At 44.9% G+C, this 25,114-nt stretch carries 28 protein-coding genes and 1 riboswitch; of the genes, 5 read left to right on the top strand and 23 right to left on the bottom strand.

Annotation, left to right across the window (positions count from 1 at the left end; all coding sequences use genetic code 11):
• Positions 1 to 241 precede the first annotated feature (241 nt).
• The 6 genes from rpsA to prsW all read right to left on the bottom strand — a co-directional run bounded on the left by rpsA (position 242) and on the right by prsW (position 5,816).
• Complete coding sequence (rpsA, locus tag QY97_RS02915) at positions 242 to 1,387, bottom strand: 30S ribosomal protein S1 (protein ID WP_039237750.1); 1,146 nt, start codon at positions 1,385 to 1,387, stop codon at positions 242 to 244.
• Between the two features lie 99 nt (positions 1,388 to 1,486).
• Positions 1,487 to 2,071, bottom strand: a complete 585-nt coding sequence (locus QY97_RS02910) for a lysophospholipid acyltransferase family protein (RefSeq protein ID WP_039237749.1) — start codon at positions 2,069 to 2,071, stop codon at positions 1,487 to 1,489.
• Positions 2,065 to 2,745 (bottom strand): (d)CMP kinase, encoded by a 681-nt coding sequence (gene cmk / locus QY97_RS02905; RefSeq protein WP_039237748.1) that lies wholly within the window; start codon positions 2,743 to 2,745, stop codon positions 2,065 to 2,067. The genes QY97_RS02910 and cmk overlap by 7 nt, the downstream gene beginning before the upstream one ends.
• Positions 2,746 to 2,892: 147 nt before the next feature.
• Positions 2,893 to 4,239 carry a germination protein YpeB gene (gene ypeB / locus QY97_RS02900; protein ID WP_039237747.1) on the bottom strand — a complete coding sequence of 449 codons (1,347 nt, stop codon included), beginning with the start codon at positions 4,237 to 4,239 and terminating at the stop codon, positions 2,893 to 2,895.
• Between the two features lie 16 nt (positions 4,240 to 4,255).
• Positions 4,256 to 5,023, bottom strand: coding sequence for a spore cortex-lytic enzyme (sleB, locus tag QY97_RS02895; protein WP_039237746.1), 768 nt, complete (start codon positions 5,021 to 5,023; stop codon positions 4,256 to 4,258).
• Between the two features lie 112 nt (positions 5,024 to 5,135).
• Positions 5,136 to 5,816, bottom strand: coding sequence for a glutamic-type intramembrane protease PrsW (gene prsW, locus QY97_RS02890; RefSeq protein WP_039237745.1), 681 nt, complete (start codon positions 5,814 to 5,816; stop codon positions 5,136 to 5,138).
• A gap of 95 nt (positions 5,817 to 5,911) precedes the next feature.
• On the opposite strand from prsW, the gene QY97_RS02885 reads away from it, so the two are divergent.
• Entirely contained in the window at positions 5,912 to 6,889 is a 978-nt protein-coding gene (locus QY97_RS02885; RefSeq protein ID WP_039237744.1) for an asparaginase, read from the top strand.
• A 49-nt stretch (positions 6,890 to 6,938) separates the two neighbouring features.
• Here QY97_RS02885 and QY97_RS02880 read toward each other — a convergent pair whose 3' ends face one another.
• From QY97_RS02880 to QY97_RS02870, 3 genes are all read right to left on the bottom strand, one after another.
• Positions 6,939 to 7,913, bottom strand: a complete 975-nt coding sequence (locus tag QY97_RS02880) for a YpdA family putative bacillithiol disulfide reductase (RefSeq protein WP_039237742.1) — start codon at positions 7,911 to 7,913, stop codon at positions 6,939 to 6,941.
• A gap of 96 nt (positions 7,914 to 8,009) precedes the next feature.
• Positions 8,010 to 8,594, bottom strand: coding sequence for an adaptor protein MecA (locus QY97_RS02875; RefSeq protein WP_039237741.1), 585 nt, complete (start codon positions 8,592 to 8,594; stop codon positions 8,010 to 8,012).
• A gap of 111 nt (positions 8,595 to 8,705) precedes the next feature.
• Positions 8,706 to 9,419: a metallophosphoesterase gene (locus QY97_RS02870; RefSeq protein ID WP_232506220.1), complete on the bottom strand. Its 714-nt coding sequence runs from the start codon at positions 9,417 to 9,419 to the stop codon at positions 8,706 to 8,708.
• Positions 9,420 to 9,629: 210 nt separating this feature from the next.
• Between QY97_RS02870 and QY97_RS02865 the strand changes: the two genes are divergently transcribed.
• The 3 genes from QY97_RS02865 to QY97_RS02855 are packed head-to-tail and all read left to right on the top strand — an operon-like array spanning position 9,630 to position 10,717.
• Positions 9,630 to 9,857 (top strand): spore coat associated protein CotJA, encoded by a 228-nt coding sequence (locus QY97_RS02865; protein WP_039237895.1) that lies wholly within the window; start codon positions 9,630 to 9,632, stop codon positions 9,855 to 9,857.
• Positions 9,854 to 10,114, top strand: coding sequence for a spore coat protein CotJB (locus tag QY97_RS02860; RefSeq protein ID WP_039237739.1), 261 nt, complete (start codon positions 9,854 to 9,856; stop codon positions 10,112 to 10,114). Before QY97_RS02865 ends, QY97_RS02860 begins: the two co-directional genes overlap by 4 nt.
• A gap of 33 nt (positions 10,115 to 10,147) precedes the next feature.
• A complete protein-coding gene (locus QY97_RS02855; protein ID WP_039237738.1) occupies positions 10,148 to 10,717 on the top strand; it encodes a manganese catalase family protein in 570 nt (189 codons plus the stop codon).
• Positions 10,718 to 10,768: 51 nt separating this feature from the next.
• On the opposite strand, the gene QY97_RS19455 is transcribed toward QY97_RS02855, so the two are convergent.
• The 4 genes from QY97_RS19455 to QY97_RS02835 are packed head-to-tail and all read right to left on the bottom strand — an operon-like array spanning position 10,769 to position 14,774.
• Positions 10,769 to 11,650, bottom strand: coding sequence for a LysM peptidoglycan-binding domain-containing protein (locus QY97_RS19455; RefSeq protein WP_052728914.1), 882 nt, complete (start codon positions 11,648 to 11,650; stop codon positions 10,769 to 10,771).
• Between the two features lie 17 nt (positions 11,651 to 11,667).
• Positions 11,668 to 12,258: a CPBP family intramembrane glutamic endopeptidase gene (locus tag QY97_RS02845; RefSeq protein ID WP_039237737.1), complete on the bottom strand. Its 591-nt coding sequence runs from the start codon at positions 12,256 to 12,258 to the stop codon at positions 11,668 to 11,670.
• Positions 12,255 to 13,715 carry a RecQ family ATP-dependent DNA helicase gene (locus QY97_RS02840; RefSeq protein ID WP_039237736.1) on the bottom strand — a complete coding sequence of 487 codons (1,461 nt, stop codon included), beginning with the start codon at positions 13,713 to 13,715 and terminating at the stop codon, positions 12,255 to 12,257. Before QY97_RS02840 ends, QY97_RS02845 begins: the two co-directional genes overlap by 4 nt.
• A 12-nt stretch (positions 13,716 to 13,727) precedes the next feature.
• Positions 13,728 to 14,774, bottom strand: coding sequence for a helix-turn-helix domain-containing protein (locus tag QY97_RS02835; protein ID WP_039237735.1), 1,047 nt, complete (start codon positions 14,772 to 14,774; stop codon positions 13,728 to 13,730).
• Positions 14,775 to 15,009: 235 nt separating this feature from the next.
• On the opposite strand from QY97_RS02835, the gene QY97_RS02830 reads away from it, so the two are divergent.
• Positions 15,010 to 15,258, top strand: coding sequence for a ferredoxin (locus QY97_RS02830; RefSeq protein WP_039237734.1), 249 nt, complete (start codon positions 15,010 to 15,012; stop codon positions 15,256 to 15,258).
• Positions 15,259 to 15,369: 111 nt separating this feature from the next.
• Here QY97_RS02830 and QY97_RS02825 read toward each other — a convergent pair whose 3' ends face one another.
• The 10 genes from QY97_RS02825 to QY97_RS02780 form a co-directional block, all read right to left on the bottom strand.
• On the bottom strand, positions 15,370 to 15,951 hold the full coding sequence (locus tag QY97_RS02825; protein WP_039237733.1) for an ECF transporter S component: 582 nt from the start codon (positions 15,949 to 15,951) through the stop codon (positions 15,370 to 15,372).
• Between the two features lie 155 nt (positions 15,952 to 16,106).
• Positions 16,107 to 16,235, bottom strand: a riboswitch (FMN riboswitch).
• A 159-nt stretch (positions 16,236 to 16,394) separates the two neighbouring features.
• Positions 16,395 to 16,565, bottom strand: coding sequence for a hypothetical protein (locus QY97_RS20780; protein WP_229731614.1), 171 nt, complete (start codon positions 16,563 to 16,565; stop codon positions 16,395 to 16,397).
• 136 nt (positions 16,566 to 16,701) lie between these two features.
• The gene (locus QY97_RS02815) at positions 16,702 to 18,474 is read right to left on the bottom strand and encodes an ATP-binding protein (protein WP_039237730.1); all 1,773 of its coding nucleotides are present in this window, start codon (positions 18,472 to 18,474) and stop codon (positions 16,702 to 16,704) included.
• The gene (locus QY97_RS02810) at positions 18,471 to 19,175 is read right to left on the bottom strand and encodes a response regulator transcription factor (RefSeq protein WP_175286643.1); all 705 of its coding nucleotides are present in this window, start codon (positions 19,173 to 19,175) and stop codon (positions 18,471 to 18,473) included. The genes QY97_RS02815 and QY97_RS02810 overlap by 4 nt, the downstream gene beginning before the upstream one ends.
• Positions 19,176 to 19,385: 210 nt before the next feature.
• Entirely contained in the window at positions 19,386 to 20,573 is a 1,188-nt protein-coding gene (ccsB, locus tag QY97_RS02805; RefSeq protein WP_039237728.1) for a c-type cytochrome biogenesis protein CcsB, read from the bottom strand.
• A gap of 132 nt (positions 20,574 to 20,705) precedes the next feature.
• Complete coding sequence (gene resB / locus QY97_RS02800; RefSeq protein ID WP_039237727.1) at positions 20,706 to 22,346, bottom strand: cytochrome c biogenesis protein ResB; 1,641 nt, start codon at positions 22,344 to 22,346, stop codon at positions 20,706 to 20,708.
• 16 nt (positions 22,347 to 22,362) lie between these two features.
• Complete coding sequence (resA, locus tag QY97_RS02795; RefSeq protein WP_083965760.1) at positions 22,363 to 22,893, bottom strand: thiol-disulfide oxidoreductase ResA; 531 nt, start codon at positions 22,891 to 22,893, stop codon at positions 22,363 to 22,365.
• A gap of 164 nt (positions 22,894 to 23,057) precedes the next feature.
• Positions 23,058 to 23,789: a pseudouridine synthase gene (locus QY97_RS02790; protein ID WP_039237726.1), complete on the bottom strand. Its 732-nt coding sequence runs from the start codon at positions 23,787 to 23,789 to the stop codon at positions 23,058 to 23,060.
• Positions 23,790 to 23,972: 183 nt separating this feature from the next.
• Complete coding sequence (locus QY97_RS02785) at positions 23,973 to 24,509, bottom strand: spore maturation protein (RefSeq protein WP_039237725.1); 537 nt, start codon at positions 24,507 to 24,509, stop codon at positions 23,973 to 23,975.
• Positions 24,510 to 25,103, bottom strand: a complete 594-nt coding sequence (locus QY97_RS02780; protein WP_039237724.1) for a nucleoside recognition domain-containing protein — start codon at positions 25,101 to 25,103, stop codon at positions 24,510 to 24,512. It abuts the gene before it with no gap.
• Positions 25,104 to 25,114 lie beyond the last annotated feature (11 nt).

The following is a 25,114-nucleotide window of genomic DNA, read 5'->3' as shown; positions in this document are numbered from 1 at the left end:
CCTTATAAATAAAACCCTTCTAACATAAGAAGGGCTTGTTGAACTTGTTTATTTTATCAATATTCCCTATACCAGGCAACTATAATCGCGCGGTGCTGCTAATCTGTACAAGGACGGAGAAAAGCAGGCAGCTTATTGAAAAGCCGGCCTGCTTTTACCCGTATGTGATATACAGCTCCGTATTAAGAAGAACCTGTCAAATGAAACGGGTCTACCCATTGAAAATGCAAGCGCGCTGCTCTTATTCGTCCCGCTTTAACCCTTTCAGCTGGTCGCCGATCATTTCACTGAGAGAAAAACCAGTGTTCTCTTCCGGCATGCTGTAGGATTCCTCTTCTTGCTGAGCCTGTTCATCAAATGGCTTCATTGTTAGAGAAAGACGTTTCTCTTCTTCGTTTACGTCAAGAACCTTCACTTTTACCTCTTGGCCTTCCTCTAATACTTCATGAGGTGTACCGATATGTCTGTTAGAAATTTGGGAAATGTGAACAAGTCCTTCTACACCAGGGAACACTTCTACAAAAGCCCCATAGGACACGAGGCGCTTTACTTTGCCTGTCAGCTCAGAGCCAACCGGTGCTTTGTCAGCGATATCTGTCCAAGGTCCAGGCAGCGTTTCCTTGATGGATAAAGAGATTCTTTCATTGTCGCGGTCGACAGAAAGAACTTTCACCTTTACTTCTTGCCCTTCCTCTAGCACATCAGATGGCTTTTCTACATGCTCATGAGAAAGCTGGGAAATGTGGACAAGTCCATCTACCCCGCCGATGTCAACAAAGGCACCGAAATCAGTTAAGCGCTGAACTTTCCCATCCAGAACATCTCCTGCTTCAATTTCGGATAGCACTTTTTGCTTTTGTTCTGACTTCTGCATATCGAGTACAGCTCTATGAGAAAGGATTAAGCGGTTCTTCTCCTGCTCAAGCTCTACAATTTTGAAGCTCATAGTCTTGCCTTTATAATCCTCGAAATCCTCTACATAGTGATCTTCCACTAATGAAGCTGGAATAAAGCCGCGAATGCCTAAATCAACCACTAAGCCGCCTTTCACTACTTCTTTCACTTCTGCTTCAAACACTTCACCGCTCTCAAAGCGTCGTTTCGCTTCCTCCCAAGCTGTTTCTGCATCTGCCTTACGCTTGGAAAGAACATAAAGGTCATCCTCTTCCTTTGTCACTTGAAGAACCAGCTGGTCTCCTTCATTAACAACGTCGCTCGCTTTCTCCACATGAAGGCTGGAAAGCTCACTGATCGGGATGATCCCATCCTTCTTGCTGCCCTCAATTTCCACTTGCACCTGCTTTTCTTCTACCTTTACTACGGTAGCATTCACCTTGTCGCCTACTTCATAGTTATTTACTTCTGCTTGGTTCATATCCTCTGTCATATGTACTCCTCCTTAATACAGAACTGCTTACATTTATTTGATAAAATATTCTTTCTATTAACTTCTAACAATTGCCGGCATTTGTCAAGCAAGAAGCGTTTAGCTATTCTCCTCTTTCAACCGGCGAATGTGAGACATAATAACCTCCGTCACCTCTTCTGCGCTTGCTTTTCTGCTGCGCAGCTCCTCCATATCAATCGGGGAACCATAAACAACCTTAAGCTTGCCGAACACCTTATAAGGGCCAACTATGGCGCATGGAACCACTTGCGCGTCCGTACGCAGCGCGAAGAACCCGGCGCCTGCCAAACCTTTTCCGATTTCTCCAGTTTTCGAGCGTGTGCCCTCAGGGAACAGACCTAGCACATGCCCTTCTTTCAATAACTTGAGACCTTTCCGAATGGCATCACGGTCACTCATCCCTCTTTTCACCGGGAAAGCATTGAGGTTACCAACCATTTTCCCGAAAATCGGGACTTTAAACAACTCTTCTTTCGCCATAAATGAAACCGGCCGCGGAGCCGTAATTCCAACTACTGGCGGATCAAGATTATCAATATGATTGCTGCAAAGAAGAACGCCTCCCTCTTTCGGAAAATGCTCTAGGCCACGCACTTCAATCCGATACAAAGGAGTTAAAATGGATTTCACAACCGATTTAGCAAACTGATAAAACGTTACCATGTCTTTTCCTTTTCCTCCACGATTGAAATAATGCGATCCACTACGTCCTGAATGGATAAATCAGTCGTATCCAGCTCAATGGCATCGTCCGCTTTTTTTAGCGGGGCAGCTTCCCTTTCGGTATCCATTTTGTCGCGAAGAATGATCTCTTCTTTAAGTTTCTCTATATTTGCTGGAATTCCTTTAGAAATATTTTCCGCATACCTTCTTTTTGCCCGCTCTTCCGCACTCGCTTTTAAAAAAATCTTTACTTCCGCGTTTGGAAGCACATGCGTGCCGATGTCGCGGCCATCCATAATTACTCCGCCGCCCTCGGCAAACTTCTGCTGACGCTTAACCATTTCCTTTCGAACCAATGCATGCTTAGCGACAATTGACACATGATTCGTCACTTTGTTGGTTCGTATCTCATTCGTTACTTCCTTGCCGTCAAGGTACACTCTTTGCCCATTTTCACCAGGCTTTAGACCGATGTCGGAATCACAGAGCAGTTCAAGCAGCTGCTGTTCATCCTCGAGATTCGCCCCTGCTTGCAATGCCTTATAAGTAAGTGCTCGGTACATCGCTCCTGTATCGATGTAAATATAGGATAGCTTCTCGGCTGCAATTTTTGCTACAGTACTCTTGCCTGCTGCTGCAGGTCCATCAATCGCAATTTGGATATTCCTTTTCATGGCTTCACCTTCTAAACAGTTTTTCTCCTTATTCTATCATACAGCAGGAGTATATTCTTCCAAAAAAAAGCCGCCGTTCGGCGGAAGCAATAAATACAGACTTTTCTTAATATGGCTTCCGCTGAATAGCAGCCTTTAGAATGAAGCTTAGACAACACGGTCATACAGCGGCTCTGACAGGCGCAGCCTCTCTACCTGCTCCTCTGTACCGTCATTAGCATTAATTAAAATGCGGTATGTCTCTTTCCCTAACGTTCCGAGAAACTCGTAACAAAGAACTTCCTCGTTTAGTTCATTCTTTACGACAGCCAAATTCTTCTCCTGAACCTGAACCCTTGGATTAATGCGCTTTTCTGCTTCTTCTTCCGTCAGAGAAGGTTTTGCCAGCTTTCTGTCATGGTGATTCCTCCAGTACTCATTCGCCACAATACCGAGGATCTGGCCGTTATCCAGAGCAACTTTTACTTTAACAGAATCCGGGTAAATAAAAACTGCATCCTTTTTACCTACAAACGTAAATACACCAACATTGTCATATTGAGTGCTTTCATGAAGAACGAGCCCTTCCATCTTCTGCTGCTTTAGGAACCCTGCTGCTTTGTTACCCGCTTCATTCAAGCTGATCTTCGCTTTTCCTACGTCTCTGTTATTCATGTAAGAGAGGATATGGCCGCCTTTTTTCGTTATGTCCACATTGCCGGCACCGTCTTTACTTTCCACATATACACTATAGAATGGGATATCCGAGCCTTTCCCGCTCTCTGTCACTTTAACTTCACCTACATGCTTCATTTGCGCATAGGCTTTTGCTTTTTGGACCGCCTGCTTTTCCGTAATGGCGGGCGCATTAATTTTCGCTAAATGATTCGTGTCCAGTTCACTATTATTCCCCGGCAGCATGCTCACATTTGACTCACTGAAGCCCTCGGACTTCTTTTCTACCGTTTTAAACCCATCAATGATAGTATTGTCCGTCCTTTCCTCTCCGGTAGCTAGTGCGAGCTCTACATCCATCCATCGCAAATTATTTTCTAGAGCCATGTGCTGGACTTTGCGCAGCTCGCTTTGAATATCTGCTGATTGTTCATGAAGCTTTTGAAGGTAATTGTACTCCTCATCTGTCAGCGGCTCTTTCTCCAAATCTCTAACAGCTGTTTTGTACGTAAATTGGCCAATGTTCCCGAGAAACTCCTCTGTTTTGTTGAAGGGAAGGAGAGTCAAGGGAAGCTGTCCGACCTCGCTTTGTGCCTGAGACGTCATACGCCATACATCTGCTAAAGCAGGGGAAAGAGACTCTCTCGAATTCATAGCAAGCGCGGCACCGATCTGATCATGAATCCGGTCAACATTAAACGTTAATTCATGAAAGGCACGCTGATAGTTGTTTTCGGCATTGATTAAGATGGCGTTTTTTTCTTTATGCTCCTGATAGCCCCAAAAGCCGACGCCGATAGCGGCCAGGGACAAAGCAGCAATGATAACCGTACGCAGCATGATGATCCTCCTTTCTTTATTTGCAGAAAATGTGTTTTCCTATTCTCTTGATTTGTGGCCTTGTCCATATCCATGGACTCGTCGCCGTATCCGGGTTAAAGTAATATAACGCCTCTCCTGTTGGATCCCAGCCGTTAATAGCATCGATGACAGCCTTCCTTGATGTTTCGTTCGGAGTAAGCCAAATTTGGCCGTCAGCAACGGCTGTAAAGGCTCTAGGCTCAAAAATTACACCTGCTACCGTATTCGGAAAGGTTTCGCTCTCCACTCTGTTTAAAATCACGGCAGCAACAGCAACCTGGCCTTCATACGGCTCTCCACGCGCTTCTCCGTGTACCGCGTTTGCCATTAGCTGAATGTCATTTTGCGAGAACCCTGGCGGAACGGCTGTAGCTGACGGTCCACCTGATTGGCCACCGCCTCCGCCCCCTCCGCCTCCTTGTGATCTGGCCGTATTTCTCTCGTACTTCGAAGCCCTTACTAATTTGTTTTTCGTATCCTCTCCAACAAGCCCATCAATAGGCATGCCGAAGGCCTCCTGGAAATTCCTTACTGCCCAATATGTACCCCAGCCGAATACGCCATCTACTTCTCCATTGTAGTAGCCAATATGCTGAAGCCTTGATTGCAGCTCGATAACATCCTCTCCGACCGCCCCGATTTGGATGACCTGTTCCGAAAAGGCCCCTGGCTTCTCTGGCAGAAAGGGCAGGCCAAATGAAACGAGACACACGATAAATACAGCTTTTACTGCTGCTTGCTTTGCTTTAGGATAAATATCCATCTTTTTACCCTCCATCTGATAAATGATGTGTACGGGTATTTTTTGCAAGAAGTATACTTTTATACAAAACTTCGTTAGACATGATTCTAATCAATAAAAAAGGAAGCCCTTTTTAGGAGCTTCCTTTGCGAATTATTTTATTGTAATACTGATCTGTCAGCTCGTGCGCTTGTTTCACTTTTTTTAGAGCGAGCCACCAAAGAAGCAGCATGAACGGAATAATATAATAAATCCATGCCTTTTCTATAAATAAAATATAGTCGTACAGCCCGTGAAACAAGAAAGGAAGTGTGAGGGAGAGCCACAGCCACCTGGCCCGCTTTCCATCACGGCTAAATTTAGCCTTCCCTAAATAAAAGCCCATGAATACACCAAACAGGGCATGGCTCGATACTGGAAGAAGAGCGCGCATGAATGCATGCTCCACCCCGTAAGCCACCAGGTAAAGAATGTTCTCTACCGTTGCAAAGCCGAGCGAAATGCTTGTTCCATATACGATGCCGTCATACGGCTCATCAAAGTCAACATGCTGATAGATTAGATAAAACAAAATGAACCACTTCACGAACTCTTCCAAGAAACCGGCTGCCAAAAAGGCGGATACCATATTTGAAAGAATCACTTCTTCCTCTGCTACATATTGCATGAACATAACAGGAAAGGTTAAAAGCGCCCCATAAATAAACGACCTGGCTACCGTTGTGATCGGTTCTGTCTCATACTGGTCGCGCAAATAAAAATAGCATAAAAGAGCTAGTCCGGGAGCAATACCTGCCGAAAAGACTGCCAGCATAAGCCTGTCCTCTTTTCTTTCCTTTTTCTTCATCGTATCATTAATAGGGAAGCTTGAACATATGCAAATCAATTCAGAAAATGGAGGTTTTACTTATGACCAAGAAACGTATATTTGTTATTCACACAGGCGGAACGATTTCTATGGAAGAAGACAAGCAATCAGGAGTCGTTAAGCCTTCATATGAGAATCCGCTTCATTCTTTCCATCACCTGCTTAACGAAACAGCAGATATATTCTCAGCAGCCCCCTTCCACCTTCCCTCTCCCCATATTACTCCAAAGGAAATGCTTGGGCTGAAGCAGCTGCTTGAAGAAACATATAACAACGAACCATTCGATGGCGCTGTGATTACACACGGAACCGATACACTCGAGGAAACCGCTTATTTCCTTGATTTAACTCTCGAGCTAGATGTACCTGTCGTCGTGACCGGTGCTATGCGCTCTAATAATGAAATCGGTGCAGACGGTCTGTATAACTTCATTTCTGCTGTGCGCGTCGCTTCCTGTGACGAAGCGAAAGGAAAAGGGGTACTCGTCGTATTGAATGATGAGATTCACTCAGCTGATAATGCAACAAAGACGCACACAAGCAATATATCTACCTTTCACAGTCCGCAATACGGGCCGCTTGGCATTATCACAAAGAAGAAAATTATTTTCCAGCGGGAGCCGGTTCATCAAGCGAAGCTTCCAGTCACTGCGGTCGATAAGCAAGTAGCGCTTATTAAAGCATATGCCGGCATGGACTCTTCACTGCTCACTTTCTTAGCGAACACGCATTATGATGGTGTCGTGATTGAAGCACTTGGTCAGGGCAATCTGCCTCCAGCTGCTTTACCAGCCGTGAAAGAGCTTATTGACAAAGATATACCTGTCGTCCTTGTGTCCAGATGTTTTAATGGCATCGTCCAAGATACATATGAATATGAAGGCGGCGGGAGGCAGTTAAAAGAATTAGGAGTCATTTTTTCGAATGGATTGAATGGACAAAAAGCCCGGCTGAAGCTGCTCATTGCACTCTCTTCTCCCGATACCGGCGACAAGATGGAAAATATATTTAACCAATGAAAAAAGGGCTGGTTATAATGTCGATGTATTATAACCAGCCTTTATGTAACTATTGCGCACGCTCCCGTTCGGCGATAGCAGCTGCAATCTGCCCGCCATGAAAGCGCCCGTTTTCAATGAAGATCTCATTGGCATTGTTTCCAGCCGCAATGACTCCCGCGATAAAGATCCCTTCTACATTTGTTTCCTTCGTTTCTTCATTGTACAGGGGCCGACCCGTCTCGAGATCAATTTGTACACCCATTTTTTCCAAGAAACTATGATCAGGATGGTACCCTGTCATCGCAAAAACAAAATCATTTTTTATCTCCTTCAACTCGCCATACTGCTTGTACACAATAGAGCTTTCCTTAATCTCAACCAGCATTGAGGAGAATTCCATCCTCACTTCTCCATTGCGGACAAGAGCATCGAATTCAGGCAATACCCACGGCTTAATGCTTTTTGAGTATTCCTCGCCGCGATAAAGCACCGTCACTCTCGCCCCTGCTTTATGAAGTTCAAGCGCTGCATCCACCGAAGAGTTCTTGCCTCCGATGACTGCTACATCCGTATCAAAATAAGGATGCGCTTCTTTAAAGTAGTGAAAAACCTTATCCATTTCTTCACCAGGTATATTCATATAATTTGGATGGTCGTAATATCCTGTAGCAATGACTACATAGGGCGCCTGATACATGCCAGCTGACGTGTATACGTAGAAGGTCCCGTCTTCCTGCTTCTCTACCTTTTCCACCCTTTCAAACCGGTTAATGCGCAGCTCCTTCAGCCTGACAACCTCCCGGTAATAAGTCAGCGCCTGGTTACGCTTTGGCTTCCGGCCTTCAATAATAAAAGGCACATCTCCAATGGCGAGCTTTTCGCTCGAACTAAAAAAGGTTTGATGTGTAGGGTAGTTATAAATGGCATTCACAACGTTTCCTTTTTCGATGACGAGCGGATTTTTACCGATCTCCTTCAATGCAATTGCTGCTGCAAGTCCGCATGGTCCTCCGCCAACAATAATACAATCTTCCTTCTGCATAATGTCCTCCTTGCTGTTCCGCACAAAAAAATGTCCTACCATCCTTGATGATAGGAGAAAACAACACTCTTTTCAATAATCGCTCCTCAGAAATGATCATACCTGCTTAACAAACCATTCATACACCTTTTGTGCAGCGTCCACTTCAATTACAAGTATAGCATATTCCTTCAATAGTTCTTCCGACAGGCTCGAAGGTGCAGCGTATTCAAGCAGCGAGGCTTCGAGGGATTCATATTGACTGTCGAAATCAAAGGAAAAACACATATAATAGGCATCTTTAAAATAATAAAGCGAACTTTGAATATTTCGCACTTTCTTCTCATCATGAATAAACCCGATTACATTCTCGATGTCTTCAAATTTGAATGTTAATTCACAACCAGTCATGTCACCTTCCGTCTCTGCCGGCACATCCTCCATCTCGCTCAAAAAATCAAAATGGTCAATTGTCAAGATTAACACAAGCTCTTCTCCAGCCATTGAATGAACCTCAATAGCAATCATGCCGCCTGTATCAATCTCAAGCTGTTCTTCTACCACGTCCAGCATCTCATCAAAAATTTCATGCCAGATATAAGAGTCTTCCAAAATGTGCTTCTTTGAACAGCCTTTCTCCCTCAACTCCTCGTACGTAATAGAAAGCCTCACTTTATTGTCAGATAACCGTTCTATCTTCATAGTCTGCTGCCCCCTGCTTAAGGACCTCTTTATGACATACTATGAAATAAAACGCAGATGGTGAGTTATCCGTAAAAAGTGAAAGGGAACAATTGATAAGATCACTCTTTCTTACTCCTCAGAGTGGATCGTGATTAAATGTGTTTCTGCTCTTGCACCTAAACGGAGCGGCACAGCTGTTGTTCCATAGCCATTTGAAACAAGAACCATCATCCCGCCCTGCTTCTCCCAGCCTCCCTTTTGGTAAGGCCCCATATTAAACAGGCGAATCTGCCCCCCATGAGTGTGCCCACTTAAAAACAATGAAACCCCGTCCCCTTTTGTCAGCTTCTTAGCGAAAAAGGGATTATGACTAACGAAAATTTTAAATGCTTCAGAGGGCACGCGGGCAAAGGCTGAGGCTTTATCGCTTTTCCCTTTGCTGAAATCATCCACTCCCATCAAATAAACCGGCGGCTCACTATCCGGGATAAGCGGGTAAGACTCATTTCGCAATGGAAGGATTTTATGTTTCTTAAATAACTGCCTCAGCTTATCCTCCGGCAGTTCATAGTCATTATTTCCCCAGACGAAAAAGACAGGTGCTGCCTCTCCCAGCAGCCCCAAGTTATAATCGATTCGCTGAAGCGGCACGCCCTGCTCTCCTAAATCCCCTCCTATAATGATAAAATCCACCTTTCCCTGCAATTGCTGAGGGATCGAACGGTCGATCGTCCGCCGATGAATATCGGAAATAAAAAAGAAGGTAAGCGGCTTGCCCTTCGGATAACGCCGAAACGATAATCTCTTTTCCTTTATTTCATTAAGATGTGCTTCTTTCCACATAAAAAAAAGCAACCCTAAAAGAAACATCAGTATAGCTGCTCCTATATATACATATATCACCAAACCACTCTTCGCTCCTACCAAAATGAAATACAAAATAATAATTAGAATAACAGATCTGCCTAAAAAAAGAAATAATCTGTCCACTTCGCCCATATAATGAAATGAATTACAGAAAGGGGGAGAAAGGGAATGCAAAAGGGAATGCATATGCCCTCCTGGTATAAAACATACCACCCGTATGTGAGTCCAATGGATCCTTGTCCGCCAATAACAACGAAGAGGTATTCTACTCCACCTAATCTATACTTAGGTTTTCAGCCGCCAGGCCTTGAGCAATTCACACCGAGCGCTGCTCTAAAGGCAGGCACCCTGTGGAAATATTTCTATGACCCATACTATTCCACCAGGGAAATGAAAAAGGGGGTTAGAGAATGAAACAGGTACCCCCTCAATATTATAGTGAGCTGGAACAAATCCAAGCTATAGACTTTGTCATTGTAGAATTAGCTCTTTATCTCCACACCCACCCCGACGACCTGGATGCCATCCAGCAATATAACGAATCTGTCAAGCGAAGCAAAGCCTTAAAAAGAAACTTTGAAAAAAAATATGGAGCTTTGACCAGCTTTGGCTATAGCTATTCTCGTCACCCATGGGAATACAAAGAAGCGCCGTGGCCTTGGCAAGTATAAGAAGCGAAAACAGGGAAGAGAAAGGAGACAACTATGTGGTTCTATGAAAAAAAATTGCAGTATCCTGTCAAAGTAAGTACATGTAATCCCATGCTGGCCAAATTCTTAATTGAACAATACGGGGGCGCAGACGGGGAATTGGCAGCCGCTCTTCGTTACTTAAACCAAAGATATTCTATTCCTGACAAAGTCGTTGGTTTGCTTACTGATATCGGCACAGAAGAGTTCGCTCACTTGGAAATGATCGCTACGATGGTGTATAAACTGACAAAGGATGCCACACCGGAGCAAATGAAGGCAGCCGGTCTTGGGGATCACTATGCGAATCACGATAACGCTCTCTTCTATCATGACGCATCGGGAGTGCCATGGACCGCAGCCTATATCCAAGCAAAAGGCGACCCTATCGCCGACCTTTATGAAGACATTGCTGCTGAGGAAAAAGCTCGGGCGACTTACCAGTGGCTCATCGACTTGAGTGATGACCCGGATTTAAACGACGGCCTGCGCTACTTGCGTGAGCGGGAAGTTATCCATTCTCAGCGATTCCGTGAAGCCGTAGAAATTCTTAAAGAGGAGAGAGACAGCAAGAAAATCTTTTAAAAAGCAAAAAACCGCCTAACAAGAGAATGTAATCCGTTAGGCGGTTTTTCCTTATGGTAAAGGGATCTCCAATACTTGTCCGACAGACAGTTCATTGCCATTTAAATTATTCGCCTGTCTAATCTTCTCAATACCGCTTTGAGAGCCATAATATTTCATTGAAATACGGAACAGCGTCTCCTGTGACTGGACAGTATGATAGGCTACTTTCTGCTCATCGCTGGATTCATCTTCTTCGCTTCTCTCCTGCTCTTCAGCTTCCTTCTCAGCCTGTTCCCTAGCCTCTCGCTCTGCCCGTTCTTCAGCTTCTCGCTTCGCTTGTTCTTCGGCTTCTTTCTTTGCTCGTTCTTCAGCTTCTCGCTTCGCTTGTTCTTCGGCTTCTTTCTTTGCTCGCTCTTCAGCCTCTCGTTTCGCTTGTTCTTCGGCTTCTTTCTTTGCCTGTTCTTCAGCCTCTCGTTTCGCTTGTTCCTCGGCTTCTTTCTTTGCCTGTTCTTCAGCCTCTCGTTTCGCTTGTTCTTCGGCTTCTTTCTTTGCCTGTTCTTCAGCCTCTCGTTTCGCTTGTTCCTCGGCTTCTTTCTTTGCCTGCTCCTCCGCTGCCTCATCCCCGTCGTCTGCAGCGACATAGACAGGAGTAGACGGTTCGGGCGGCTGTGTATTTCCTACTACAACAGCCGTAGAGGACGATCCAGTGTCTTTTATCATTGTATAAAGAAACAGAGTAAAGACAGGAAGGGCAATAAAAAACAAAAGCATAACCTTTAAGAGCGGGTATTCCTTCAGTTCCTCTTGTTTTTCTTGCTTTCTCCGCTCCATTCGCGAAGTCTCATACAAAAGGCTGTCGTCTGAAGGTAAAACTCTTGTCTCTTCATCTCTTACTCTCTTAATTTCTATACGGTTTTTTTCTGCTAATTCACGATAACGATCTCTTCTCATCACTGATTCCTTCTTTTTCATTGATTTTTATTTTGCCTACGACGGATGACCAGTCCAAGCAGAAAATCAATAATAAAATGTGTCATCATGACAACAGCAAGGTTGCCTGTCCATTCAAATAACCAGCCAATGGCAAAGCTTAAAAGCACGACATTTGCTGTTAAATACCAATTTGATAAGTACCTTATATGCACAAGTGCAAATATAATGCTTGCCGGAATAAATCCGAAGGCAGTCTGAAGCATTCCTCTAAAGAAAAGTTCTTCTGACACCGCAACTATAGCTGCGATAAAGGCAATGGTGATCGTTGACTGGCCGGAAAACAAGCGTTCGTTGATGCCTCCGTCATCGAAATACCGATCGGGCATCTTCTTCATAAAATATAAATCCAGCATTACAACGAGGATACCAGCCCCTCCGCCAATGAGTACAACATCTACAAATGACCACTCAAATAACTCTGTAAAGCTTGCTGCATTCTCAAATAAAAAGAAGCCAAAAACTAGAGAAAGCATCAATAAAAAGAATTGCGTCATATAGAGCGCTTTTCGTATTTCTTGATCCGTCAGCTCTTGAACAAGCTCCGCTTGTCTTTTTCTATTCTTCATACTTTTTCCACTCTTAACAGCGAAGATAACATCTCTTCCCAATTTAATGGTTCACTTCGTTCTTTCGAACATTGCTTCTCATACTTTTGAAGGTCAAGTCCACAACGGTCACAGCAGTCCGCAACTGCCCTATTCGGCTCTTCGCCAAAATAGGCAAGAACCCCCTGACGCCTGCATTCGTTGGACTGCAGCCAATTAAGCATGTAAAGGAGCTTTTTGTGCTTCTGCCGCAGCCTTTCTTCTCTCTTAGTCCGTACATACTCAGCAGGAGTGCCCTCTCTCCTCCGGGCCGCCTGTTCAGCATAATGCCGTAAAAAACGATCCTGTACATCTGTCAGCTGAAGAGCAGCCGCTCGTTCGGTCTGGCTCAAGCTCCATTCATCTGAAAAGTAACCGATAATTTGGTGGTCTGAGGGAAACTCTCCTTCTGCGATTAGAGAATGAAGCTCTTCATCTCCTGGTGTATATAAGAGAGTAGCCAGCGCCTTTTTACCATCCCGGCCTGCTCTTCCAATTTCTTGCAGGTAAGACTCCAGCTGGGAAGGAAGCTGATAGTGGATGACAAAGCGGATATTTTCCTTATTTACACCCATTCCAAACGCACTTGTCGCACAGATCACATCCAGCTCGTCCCGCAGAAACTGCTGCTGGATTAAGATGCGGTCTTCATGTTCCATTCCCCCATGGTAAAACGCTGCTTTACTTATTCCTTGCCTCTTTAGCCAATCTGCACCTTCTTCTGCTCCTCGTTTACTTGAGAAATATACAATCCCCGGCTTTTCCAGCTGCTTCACTAACCGAAGCAGCCGTTCCTGCTTATCCTGTCTAAAAGGAACAGCCTCTACAGCCATGGCAATATTAGGACGATCTACGGAGAATACCCACTCATCCGCTTCTTCAAGCTGTAAATAGCGGAGAATATCTGCTCTTACTTCCCGCGTAGCCGTGGCGGTTAACGCCAAGGTTAACGGGTTGCCCAAACGCTCTCTCACATCGCCTAACATTCCGTAATCGGGACGGAAGTCGTGACCCCACTGTGAAATACAGTGCGCCTCGTCGACCACAAACAAGGCGATAGATATTCGCTGTAACGATTGAAGAACCGGTTCACTGAGCAGCATCTCAGGTGACAGGAAGATAAATCGATAGCTGCCTAAGTGTCGAAGCGCCCGCTGTTTCTCAGGAAAGGCTAAAAAAGAGTTTAGGGCAACCACACTCTTTTCGCCGCGCATTTTTAACTGTTCAACCTGGTCCTGCATAAGTGATAGGAGCGGTGAAATAATAAGAACGCTTCCTGACAGTAAATAAGCAGGCAGCTGATAGCATAAGGACTTTCCTGTTCCAGTTGGCAGCATAGCCAGCGTATGATGACCTGACAGCAGTGATTCAATTGTCTCTCGCTGGCCCACCCTGAACTCAGAGTACCCAAATCGTTCTAATAGTACTTGGTCTACCATCTTTGTCCCTCATTATTCATTGAATTTTGCTAATACGAGCCTGATCTGAAAATAGGAAACCGCAGGCAGCTGTTCCTTAATGGTCTTCATTCTTGTGCCGGGAAATGCGGCCCTTGCCTGCAGCACTTGGTTTTCTGTTTCTTCGCTGACAAACGGACGAATCGAAAAATCCGGAACATTCAAAGCAAGCTCTACAATATGATCTTCAATCGTGCTTCTCTTAAGACGTCTATTGGACATGATGTCTTCGATGGTCCACCCTTTTTCGAGCATATCCTTTGTCTTCTTCGTTGATTGTGTCAGCGTAACAGGCTCATATATATCCGATACCATAGCGAACAGCAGCGGACAGTCAGCTTTTCGCACCATAACCTGTTCAATCAGCCAATGCAAAAGATGCAGAAAACGAAACCAGTATTCTGTGCTTTCTAGTCCAGTTAACTCTCCAGCCTGTTCGATCGTCTTTCCGGTCCGCTTCTTGCCTGTCAGCCGAAGAACAAGGAGCAGCGGATTTTCAGGCGGTGCCTCCTTCAAGAGAAGGAACAGCTCCTCATGCAGCTGCTCAGCCAAGTTCTCCCGGGATAGACGGCTGTTGGATAAGAAGGCCTTCAGCCAGCGCTGAACCGATTCGTCTTTCGTAACCGGCAAGTAGGAGGCATCCTGATAAATCAGATGGGAAGCGACTTGAACAGTTAACGAAAGCCGTTTCCAGAAAGCATTTGCACAGTCTTGCAGCTTCCAGCCATTCAGAAATGTAAATGATTGAACAGTCTCAGTAAACTGATCAGCCAGCTCCTTCCCTTCACTTGTCACTCTTACAAATTGATCTCCGCTCGGCTCAATCAAGCGGCGGCCAGTCAACTCTTCAATCAGCTGATCAAACATTGAACGCTGGAGAAAAGGGACGGTCTGAAACCATTGATCGAGCTGGTACAACTTGGCATCCTGAATGGTCTGCGAAGACTTTTTACCTTTGAGCAAGTGAAAAACAGAAGAAGCCGTTCTTTGGCCATTAATTCGATTGATCATAAACAAAATAACCGTCTGCAAAAAAGGCATTGCTTTTCTCCTTTGATCTTTCGTTTATTTTATCATGAAATTTGTCAAAATTCCTCGTTGATGGTTGAATTAGCTATAAAAGCTTTGTGTTTTTTTGTCGTGTTTTTTGTCGCATTTTTTTATTGCAAAGTTCACTCATCGTCTATACAATGGAAAATAGAGGTTTTCACACTGCAGTGAACAAAAGCAGAATGGCCCAAAAAAGGTCCAGATACACTGATAGGAGGTTTATACAATGCCAAAATTCACAATTGTTGATCAAGATACATGCATTGCTTGCGGTGCATGCGGCGCAGCGGCACCTGATATTTATGACTACGATGATGAAGGAATTGCCTACGTTATCCTTGATGAAAACCAAGGCAATACTCCGGTGCCCGAAGAGCTTGAAGAAGACATGCAGGATGCATTCGAAGGATGCCCAACTGATTCCATTAAAGTGGCTGACGAGGCTTTCGAAGGAGATCCTACTAAATACGAGTAATGCTGATAAGGTTCCTGTTTATCGATTGGATAAACAGGAACCTTTTATTTGTATTTTTTTATTAACAAGGAAATCAATAAAAAACCACCCAATTAGGGTGGTTTTTATGCATTATGAACGGTGAGCTGCCGCCTGCCTGCGCAGCCACACGTGCATGCGTGAGTAAATGAATAGGAAAACAGCTGCCATTAGGATACCTTTTAGCAGGTTAAACGGCAGAATAGACAGTACAACCATTTGTCTTGTTTCAGGTGCACTCATCGCCGGCATATTCAAGAACAAAGTATACGCTGGCAAGATGACATAGTAATTCAATACACTCATCAGTACAGCCATCAATACTGTTCCTGTAACGAGCCCCGCTGTGAGGCCTTTTTTAGATTCGAACTTTTTATAAATATAATACACAGGAAGAATGAAGGTGACTCCTGCCGCAAAGTTGGCTATGTGACCGATTGGAATACCTGTGTCACTTCCTGTAATAAGAAAATCAAGACCCACTTTAAAGAATTCCACGGTTACCCCCGCTAATGGTCCAAAGACAATAGCAGCAATCAGTGCAGGAATGTCGCTAAAATCGATCATCAAAAAGCTAGGAAATGGAGGAACCGGAAAATTTAACAGCATAAGCAAATAAGCTAAGGCACTCAATAACCCTAGAGACGTTAACCGACGAATATTCGTTTTTTGCATTACTTTCTCTCCTTCTTCTTATTCATCATTCATAAGAAGAAAGGTACTGCCGATTATTTGAACAATATAAATCCCTCAAGCAATACCTGGCTTGAGGGAGAAAAAGTCGTACTCAAATAAATGTTCAATTCTGCACTTATTGAACACTGGCAGACCTTCATCTTCTCCCATCCAGACTATACTGTCGGCTTTGGCTTCTCACCAAATCAGCCTTTCGGCTCGCGGGCTCGGAATAACTTTTCCATACCGCCGGTCGGGAATTCCACCCTGCCCCGAAGATGAATAAATATGTTTTTGGTTCCTATTAATGTAAACCGCTAGAAAGCTAGGACAAACACTAATAGAATTAACAAAATGATAGCACCTGCTATAAAAAAAAGCAAGGAGATTTCCCTGCTTTACAGTGACCACTCTGTCCACCTCGGTATCCAGGCGGCTGACAGCTATCTTCTAGCTATATGTAAGTAGGTATCCGCTTCCCCGGAGGAGCGGCTGCTGGCTGGCGTTTGCTTCTTCTCTTCCTTTGGCTGAGCCATCCCTCCTCCAATCATAAGCAAACTTACGCACAGCGCCATAAGCAAGGCAATAACAAATCTTCTGATGTAATCCTTCATTGCAATACCGCCTCCAGCCAAATTTTAGTGCCCCTCTAGATGTATGACAGAAGAGGCCCGAACTATAACCAATCTTTTAAGAAAAATCAGTTCTTCAAAGAAAAAAACGGCCACAGACGAAGCTGGGCCGCTTTTCTTATCTTTCAGGTAAATAAAAGGAGAACGTTGTTCCTTGTCCAATCTTGCTTTGCACCTCAATACTTCCCCCATGTGCCGTTACAATGTTCTTTACAATTGAGAGACCAAGACCTGTTCCAGAACGGCCTCTTGTTCTCGCTTTATCCCCTTTATAGAAACGCTCGAATACAAACGGAAGATCCTCTTCACTAATACCGACACCCGAGTCCTGAACGGATATATAGTGACCGTCCGTCTTTAGTTCATAACGGACTTTCACTTCCCCACGCTCCGGTGTATGACGCAGCGCATTATCAATTAAATTGGTCATCACCTGCTCAATCCGGTCAGGATCGAGCTTAGTCAGCACCTGTTCATTTGGTATGTCGTATGTTAAATTGATTTCTTTCTCTCTAGCAACCCCTTGAAATTTTGTTGTCACCCTTTCAATGAAGGCCGGTACATTCACTTCTTCAAACTTCAAGACGATGTGCCCAGCTTCCATACGGGCTAAATCAAGCAGCTCATTGACAAGCCGGCCCATACGCAGCGATTCATCATGAATAATCTTCGCCAGTTCTTTCTTATCCTCTTCTGTAGCCGCAATATCGTCAACCAACGCTTCACTGTAGCCCTGCAGCATAGAGATCGGCGTACGCAGCTCATGAGACACATTGGCTACAAAGTCCTCTCTCAGCTTATCCAGTCGGCGCTCCTCTGTCATATCACGAACGACAGCCACCGCTCCCCTCACTGTTTTCGCGTTATAGAGAGGGCTGACGATGATCACATACGAGCGTCCTTGAACAGAAAACTCACCAATCTCTTCTGTTTCTGTTTCGATCGCTTTCTTCAGTAGATCCTCCACGCCCGAAGGAATAACTTCGTTGGCACTCTCATTTCCTGTTTCATAATACCAATTTTGCAAAAACCGTTCAGCTGGCGGATTTGTAATTAAAATTGTCCCGTCCCGGTTAAAGGTAATAACCCCGTCTGCCATACTGCTTAAAATGCTTGTGAGCTGTTCTTTCTCCTGGTTCAGGGCATGTATATTGTGGTTCAGCTGCTTTGCCATTTGGTTAAAGGAGGTAGCAAGCGCTCCGATCTCATCCGTTGTTAAAATCGGCACTTTCGTGTCAAAGTTCCCTTTCGTCAGCTCATTGGCTGCTTCTCTCATCTTCCGTAAAGGGGCGGTAATTCTAGTCGAAAGGAAGAAAGCAAAAATAGTTGTTAACAAGATAGCGATACCCGCGGCCAGCAAAATTAACTTCGTTGTTTGCTGAGACGTTTCTTTAATTACTCCCAGCGATTGATAAATGATGACCGCCCCATTCTTGCCGGTTTCCATTTCGAACGGGATGGCTATTACAATCGAATTTTCATGCCGGCTGGCTTGTCCATTTTCATCTACAGCGATCTCAGTCTTTATCCGCTCTCTATCAGTAAAGACACGCGAGAGGGCTGGATCGTTCACAATTTCACGGCTTTCAAGCTTGTTCAACTGCTGATCATTCGGCGGATAATAGAATGTCTCACGATCTTCAGCAATAATGACATGAACCGGATCATCGACCAGCTCCCAGGCTACCTCCATCCCCAATTCTTTATCCTGATGATCCGAAATTACTTTTGAAATTTTGAGTGCTGTATCAGATAAGTCTTGTTCTACTTCACTGGCATGGTACGTCTCAAAAAACTCCAGCAGCAAAACGGTAAGAAAGAAAAGAACAAAAGAAACGAGCAGAAGAATGGTCATCCATAGCTTCCCTACTACGCTTCTCCAAAGCCTCATTCGTTGACGACCTCAAACTTGTAGCCGACTCCCCACACGGTAACGATCATCTTCGCTGCCTTCTCAGATACTTTATTCAGCTTCTCACGCAGCCGTTTGACGTGCGTATCCACGGTTCTTAAATCACCAAAGAACTCGTAATGCCATACTTCCTTAAGGAGGTGCTCGCGATCAAACACCTTATCCGGCGCTTTAGCGAGGAAATAAAGCAATTCATATTCCTTTGGCGTTAAATTCACTTCCTCTCCATCGGCTGTGACTCGATGGGCATCGTTATCAATAGTTAAATGCGGATAAACAATCAAATCCTTGGATGCTGTGTTCGTCTGCAAGTATGTCGTCGGAGACGAACGTCTTAACAGCGCTTTCACCCGCAGAACGACCTCTCTAGGACTAAACGGCTTGACTATGTAATCATCTGTTCCAACCTCAAAGCCTTGTACCCGATTTGCTTCCTCTCCCTTTGCTGTCAGCATAATAACAGGTGTCGCTTTTTTCTCACGCAGCTCTTTACATACTTCAATTCCGTCTTTGCCCGGCATCATAATGTCGAGAAGAATGCAGTCGTATTCTTTATTCAGCGCGAGGTCAAGAGCTGTTTCTCCATCCTCTGCTTCATCAACTTGATAGTTCTCTCTTTCTAAATACATTCGCAGCAAACGGCGAATTCGCTCTTCATCATCTACTATTAGGATTCTCATTTCTTTATCCACCTGACTTCCTCCCTGTTCAAGCAATCAGTTAGTACTATCTATCCCCATTATCAATCAATCGACACGGTTTTTCAATTTATTCGTGCTCCCTTATACAAGAAAAGCCTCCGCCTTTGCGGAGACTTTCAAGCCCTCTTTTAACACATGTCCGACGCGCTATCCACCCGTGCGGGCGAGAGGATTGCCACCCGCTTTGCCCTATGCGTAGGAATGAAGGCCGGCAATAACCAGGTTAACAGCAACGAGGTTAAACATAATGATAACGAACCCAACAACTGCCAGCCAGGCGGATTTCTCACCGTGCCAGCCCCTTGATAGACGCAAATGCAGGAAGGCGGCATAAAACAGCCACGTAATAAGCGCCCATACTTCTTTTGGATCCCAGCCCCAGAATCTTGTCCAGGCAATTTGAGCCCAAATCATAGCGAAGATTAACCCACCAAGTGTAAAGACTGGAAAGCCAATTAGAACTGCCCGATAGCTTACTTCGTCCATTAAGTCTTTATTTACATTCTTAACGAGCGGCTGTACAAGCGCTCCGACTCTCTTTCTTGAAAGGAGACGAATCAGCCAATACAGCACAAAGCCGGTCGCCAGTGACCATATGACCGTGTTCAGCTTTTTCGCATTAATAAAGGCCGGCATTTCAGCTATTGGCTCAAAGCGGTTCTCGGTCAAGAGCTCGCCTTCATTTGGGCCGACAATGGCTGGAAGGGTAAAGGTTTCTGAAGCTGCCTGTCCTTCCTTATTGACATAGTTAAACTCTGCTTCATAGCCGGCTAACCGGAAGGAAGTAGTAATGACAACAAATCCGATGACAGCAATTAATCCATACATAATCGCTTCCAGCCAAAAGGTCTGCTTGCTCTTCTTAGATTGGTCAATCGTTTTAACAAGGTAAATTAACCCTGCTATAAAGCTGATTGCAAGGATCCCTTCTCCTGCCGCTACTGTCGTCACGTGAATACTCAGCCAGTGGCTTTGAAGCGCTGGAATCAGCGGACTCACCTCACGCGGGAACATGCTTGCATAGGCAATAGTTACGAGCGCAACCGGAAGCGCGAACACACCCAGCACAGGCAGCTTGTACAAGAAATAAATGATGATAAAAGCTCCTACCAGCATCATAGAGAAAAACGTAATAAACTCAAATAAGTTACTGACCGGGGCATGCCCGGCAGCCGCCCAGCGCGTAAAAAAGTATCCAAGCTGAGCAATAAACCCAAGCACGGTTATTGTAATACCTAGTTTCCCCCAACGGTTAACGCCTTGCTTCTGCCCATTCTTCTTCGGCAAAATGGCTCCGCCGAATAATAACGTAGCAATTAAGTACAAAATGAATGAAGTATATAATAAATTACCACTCCATTGGACTAAATCAGACACGGAACGTTTCCTCCTTTTTACGGTGAAGTTGCCTAATTACATAAACAATTGTGGCTTATCCGCATGAGGTCTGCCTAATGTGCGAATAAGCCAACTGTACATCTTTTCTCTTTCCCTGATGCGGCAAAATGGTTAATTCTTTTCTTTACCGCTTTGCTCAGAAGCTTGCTGATCCTCCGGAGATGGGATAGAGGTATGTTCAATAATAGAGTCAAGCTCCCGCTGCAATCCATGCCAATTCTTATTGGTATGGGCCGCAACGTATACTTTGCCATCTACCTGGCGAATCCACAAACGGCGGTGCGCCCAGAAGGAACCTTGGATGACCCCAATCATGAAGATCGTTCCGCCTAAAGCCAAGATCCATAGGGTTAAGTCTTTGCGGACCGTCAAAGCGGAAATATCCCGTGTTTCAATATTGGAGAATTCCATTTTGTAATCAGTCTCTCCCATCGGCTCCATCGTCTGGCGAATCGCTGTGAAAGCAACTTCCCCATCCGGATGCTCCGGTGATACGAGATTAAACAAAAAGGCCGGGTTGTTCGGCACAGGTGATTTTGTTTTTGGCTCACCATCCTTGCCAATGCCGTCATAATCAGGGTAATAGCCGAGCAATTCCACTTTGTAGCCGTTTCCAAGGTCATATACATCTTTCGGATTAAACAGGTCAATCTTCACTGCTCCTACCGCTTCTTGTGTTTCTTTGTTAGTAAGCATGAATTCCATAGCTTTCATTTCATTTTGGCTGAAACCATTTTGATAGAGAGCGAACTGGTCAAATTTCATTGGCTCGTTCACTCGAATATCTTCTTTCTTCACTTCTACAAGCTCCGGTTCAGCACCTGGCAGGTCCCTGTTTTCATCTCTATAAAGGATGGCATCCGTCTGATAATTCTTAGCAATTACACCATTCTCTTCAATCGCTTCACTGAAAACTTCTGAATCTTTCTCTTTATCATAGTTTTCCATAATAAATTGCTCGTTCTTTAAGTAGTACTCCCCGTCTGTGCCTGGAATCTCGAGTGTCTCTCCCTCGCGGATCCATAACAGTTCATCCACATACATTCCCTCTACGGAACGCAGCATAGCACCAATTAAAAAGATAATAAGTCCGATATGGTTGACGTAAGGACCCCACCGGGAGAAACGGCCTTTCTCAGCTAGAAGGCTTCCATCCTCTTCCCGAATGTGGTACCGACTCTCTTTTAAGCTTTCTTTTACCTTACCGATTTCCTGCGGCTCAATAGTTCCTTCACGGGAAGCAAACAAACGCTGCTTCTTCATAAATGTCGTATGCCGCGCCACACGCTGATTCTTCAAGGCACGATGAAGCGGAATCACCCTGTCCAGACTACAGATGACCAGCGACACACCGATGCTGGCGACCAGCGCAATAAACCAGATAGAATTATATAAATCATGAAAACCGAGCATATAATAGATTTTGCCGGCGATGCCATATGTATCCTCGTAGTAAGTATCGGCAGTTACATTGTTTGGAATATAGAATTCCTGCGGAAAGATTGTACCGAGTGATGAAGCAATGAGCGTCAGTACAATGAGCCAAACGCCGACCTTTACAGAGGAGAAGAAATTCCATACTTTATCGACAATCGTCTTATTATACGTTTGAGAGCGGCGGGCGCTGCCCTCATAGCGCATATCATGAAACTTCTCTTTCTTCGCTTCTTCCGTCAGCGCCCGTCCGCATGATTCACACAATACCGTTCCATGAGGATTTACATGGCCGCATTCACATTTCACTTTCCCCATATTAAAACTCCTTAAATTACGGTTTCACCTGTTCAAATAACGCTCTCACTTGATTCTCTTTTACTAAACCGCCAATGACAACCTTTTCCACCTTACCTTCCGGGCTGATCATAAAGGTTGCCGGAAGCGGATTAACACCGTAAGCTTTCTGCACTTCCTTCGATGAATCAATGGCAATTGGGAATGTTAGACCGTACTGCTCAGCAAATTTTTTAGTCTGCAGTTCCGAATCTCCTACATTCACTGCAAGCACTTCGACTTGTCCCTCGTACTCTTTAGAGAGCTTTTCCATATGGGGCATTTCCTCTTTACACGGCTCGCACCACGTGCCCCAGAAATTCAAGAAAACGCCCTTCCCTTCATAGTCAGAAAGCTGGTGCTTTTCTCCCGATAAATCTGTTAAGACAAAGTCAGGCGCCTGGTCTCCTTCTTGAAGGTTACCACGTGCTTCCTTCGTCAAATTCGAATAAAACGTATATCCGACTGCTAACGCGAGAACCGCCAAAATCACGGAGCGCATAATCAGCCGCTTTTTCTTTTTGTTCAACCTTCTGCCCCTCCTTATGAAGTATAGACATGAGGTCACCTTCTTAACCTCTGCCGCCAGAACACTTCAGTGTTCGACAAAATTTGAGCATACCTCTTTTCATTATAACATCTTGACAGTTTTCTGAAAAAAAAGAGTTTGAAGGATATGTGACAGCCAAATGCCTAACGCAGCGAGCCGGTTTCAGCCAATGTGCGCAGCTGTTTCACCTCGTGGGCAGTTAATTCGCGATAATCCCCTGCATTCAATCCTTTCGTGTGTAAAAAGGCAAATCTTTCTCTCTTCAGCTTTTGTACTTGAAAGCCAATCGCCTCAAACATACGGCGGACTTGGCGGTTGCGCCCTTCATGGATGGTGATTTCGATTAACGCCCGCCCCTTCTTCTTATCTACGGACAATTCCTTTACTTTTGCGGGCGCTGTCTTGCCATCTTCAAGCTCAACGCCGGCAGCAAGCCGCTTCAATAAATGGCGCTGCGGTATGCCGTTCACACGTGCTACGTATGTCTTTTCTATTTTGTAACGGGGATGAGCAAGCAAATTCGCAAATTCACCGTCGTTTGTCAAAATCATTAGCCCGGATGTATCATAGTCCAGACGGCCAATTGGAAAGATTCTTTCCTCAACAAAAGGAAAATAATCAGTAACCACTTTGCGCCCTTTATCATCCTCTACCGCTGAGATCACACCGCGCGGCTTATAAAACAAATAATAGACCTTTCTTTCTCTCTCTACCGGTATACCTTCAACCTCTACTTTGTCAGAAGCTGACACTTTCGTTCCCAGCTCTGTAACGATCTTGCCATTTACTTTGACCTTGCCTTCTTCAATCAACTGTTCTGCTTTCCGCCTGGAAGCTATGCCGGCTTGGGCAATGACCTTTTGCAGCCGATCCATTCTCCTCACCTCGAAGTTTCTAATTAGTGTCCTTATGCATTATTACATATTCATTCCAATAATAACAGAAAGAGATACTTACTCAAAACGCGACCTTCCCTTCCAGCTTGTTTGCAAGACAAGCTAAATTACGCCAATAAAAAAAGCTGCCTCTAAGCAGCATGCAGCCATACATTTTCCCGCTTAACCTTGACCAAACATCCATGTCACAATTAGAACAGCAGCAATAAAGCCGGCTATGTCTGCTAAAAGACCTACCTTTAAGGCATCACCCATCTTCTTAATGCCTACGGCACCAAAGTAAACCGTTAATACATAAAACGTGGTATCAGTACTTCCTTGAATAACGGAAGCAAGCCGGCCTATATAAGAATCCGGCCCATGAACAGCGAGCAAATCACTCACCATCCCTAAGGCTGCGTTGCCGGAAATTGGGCGGATGATGGCTAAAGGAAATACTTCAGGCGGCAGGCCAATCCAGACCAGAAGAGGTTTAAGCATCCCTACCAGGCTGTCCAGCGCACCTGAAGCACGAAAAATCCCAATCGCTACCATCATTCCAATTAAATAAGGAATGATTGACACAGCAATATGAATGCCTTCTTTTCCTCCTTCTACGAATTTCTCATAGGCCGGTACTTTCTTCAGTGTGCCGTACAGCAGAATAAATGCGATAAATATAGGGATGAGCCACATGGAAATGAGCGAAATCCATTCCACTTAATTCCCTCCCTTTCTCTTCCTTCGCAAATAAAAAAACCGGTCAATCAACACAGCAGCGACCGTCGAGCAAGCCGTCGCTATAATGGCGGGAGCGACAATTTCGGCAGGGGCCGCTGAGTCATAGGAGAAACGGATAGCGAGAACAGTTGTCGGGATCAGGGTAATGCTGGACGTATTAATAGCTAAGAACGTGATCATCGACCGGCTTGCCTCCGTCTTTCCCCCATTTAAACGTTTAAGTTCTTCCATGGCTTTAATACCAAGCGGAGTAGCAGCATTGCCAAGCCCAAACAGGTTGGCCGTCATATTCGATATAATGTACCCCATAGCAGGATGGTCAGCAGGCACCTCCGGAAACAGCTTAGCCACTATTGGCTTAAATAACCGAGAGAGCTTTTGAAGTAAGCCAGCTTCCTCAGCGATTCTCATTAGGCCGAGCCAAAAGACGAGAACGCTGATCAGCCCTATACAGATCGTAACTGCTTCAGCACTCGATTGAAAAATGGCTTTATTTACCTCTTCCATTTTTCCGTTTACCGCTGCAAAGATGAGCCCGACCACTGTCATCCCTACCCAAATCCAGTTAACCATTTCCGATCACT

The sequence above is a fragment of the Bacillus thermotolerans genome (assembly GCF_000812025.2).
Taxonomy (GTDB): domain Bacteria; phylum Bacillota; class Bacilli; order Bacillales; family Domibacillaceae; genus Quasibacillus; species Quasibacillus thermotolerans.
Note: the sequence above shows the minus strand (reverse complement) of the source record. Positions and strands in the feature narration are given on the sequence as shown.

What these genes read in the sequence shown, in the direction of transcription:
- QY97_RS02855 (WP_039237738.1), top strand. Translation starts at nt 10,148, where the DNA reads ATGTGGTTCTATGAAAAAAAATTGCAGTATCCTGTCAAAGTAAGTACA.
- prsW (WP_039237745.1), bottom strand. Translation starts at nt 5,816, where the DNA reads ATGCTGGCAGTCTTTTCGGCAGGTATTGCTCCCGGACTAGCTCTTTTA.
- sleB (WP_039237746.1), bottom strand. Translation starts at nt 5,023, where the DNA reads ATGGATATTTATCCTAAAGCAAAGCAAGCAGCAGTAAAAGCTGTATTT.
- cmk (WP_039237748.1), bottom strand. Translation starts at nt 2,745, where the DNA reads ATGAAAAGGAATATCCAAATTGCGATTGATGGACCTGCAGCAGCAGGC.
- QY97_RS02910 (WP_039237749.1), bottom strand. Translation starts at nt 2,071, where the DNA reads ATGGTAACGTTTTATCAGTTTGCTAAATCGGTTGTGAAATCCATTTTA.
- QY97_RS02830 (WP_039237734.1), top strand. Translation starts at nt 15,010, where the DNA reads ATGCCAAAATTCACAATTGTTGATCAAGATACATGCATTGCTTGCGGT.
- QY97_RS02845 (WP_039237737.1), bottom strand. Translation starts at nt 12,258, where the DNA reads ATGAAGAATAGAAAAAGACAAGCGGAGCTTGTTCAAGAGCTGACGGAT.
- QY97_RS02870 (WP_232506220.1), bottom strand. Translation starts at nt 9,419, where the DNA reads ATGTGGAAAGAAGCACATCTTAATGAAATAAAGGAAAAGAGATTATCG.
- QY97_RS02815 (WP_039237730.1), bottom strand. Translation starts at nt 18,474, where the DNA reads ATGAGGCTTTGGAGAAGCGTAGTAGGGAAGCTATGGATGACCATTCTT.
- QY97_RS20780 (WP_229731614.1), bottom strand. Translation starts at nt 16,565, where the DNA reads ATGAAGGATTACATCAGAAGATTTGTTATTGCCTTGCTTATGGCGCTG.
- rpsA (WP_039237750.1), bottom strand. Translation starts at nt 1,387, where the DNA reads ATGACAGAGGATATGAACCAAGCAGAAGTAAATAACTATGAAGTAGGC.
- QY97_RS02835 (WP_039237735.1), bottom strand. Translation starts at nt 14,774, where the DNA reads ATGCCTTTTTTGCAGACGGTTATTTTGTTTATGATCAATCGAATTAAT.
- QY97_RS02840 (WP_039237736.1), bottom strand. Translation starts at nt 13,715, where the DNA reads ATGGTAGACCAAGTACTATTAGAACGATTTGGGTACTCTGAGTTCAGG.
- QY97_RS02875 (WP_039237741.1), bottom strand. Translation starts at nt 8,594, where the DNA reads ATGAAGATAGAACGGTTATCTGACAATAAAGTGAGGCTTTCTATTACG.
- QY97_RS02790 (WP_039237726.1), bottom strand. Translation starts at nt 23,789, where the DNA reads ATGGATCGGCTGCAAAAGGTCATTGCCCAAGCCGGCATAGCTTCCAGG.
- QY97_RS02780 (WP_039237724.1), bottom strand. Translation starts at nt 25,103, where the DNA reads ATGGTTAACTGGATTTGGGTAGGGATGACAGTGGTCGGGCTCATCTTT.
- QY97_RS02880 (WP_039237742.1), bottom strand. Translation starts at nt 7,913, where the DNA reads ATGCAGAAGGAAGATTGTATTATTGTTGGCGGAGGACCATGCGGACTT.
- QY97_RS02885 (WP_039237744.1), top strand. Translation starts at nt 5,912, where the DNA reads ATGACCAAGAAACGTATATTTGTTATTCACACAGGCGGAACGATTTCT.
- QY97_RS02865 (WP_039237895.1), top strand. Translation starts at nt 9,630, where the DNA reads ATGCCCTCCTGGTATAAAACATACCACCCGTATGTGAGTCCAATGGAT.
- ypeB (WP_039237747.1), bottom strand. Translation starts at nt 4,239, where the DNA reads ATGCTGCGTACGGTTATCATTGCTGCTTTGTCCCTGGCCGCTATCGGC.
- QY97_RS02860 (WP_039237739.1), top strand. Translation starts at nt 9,854, where the DNA reads ATGAAACAGGTACCCCCTCAATATTATAGTGAGCTGGAACAAATCCAA.
- resB (WP_039237727.1), bottom strand. Translation starts at nt 22,346, where the DNA reads ATGGGGAAAGTGAAATGTGAATGCGGCCATGTAAATCCTCATGGAACG.
- QY97_RS02825 (WP_039237733.1), bottom strand. Translation starts at nt 15,951, where the DNA reads ATGCAAAAAACGAATATTCGTCGGTTAACGTCTCTAGGGTTATTGAGT.
- QY97_RS19455 (WP_052728914.1), bottom strand. Translation starts at nt 11,650, where the DNA reads ATGAGAAGAGATCGTTATCGTGAATTAGCAGAAAAAAACCGTATAGAA.
- QY97_RS02810 (WP_175286643.1), bottom strand. Translation starts at nt 19,175, where the DNA reads ATGAGAATCCTAATAGTAGATGATGAAGAGCGAATTCGCCGTTTGCTG.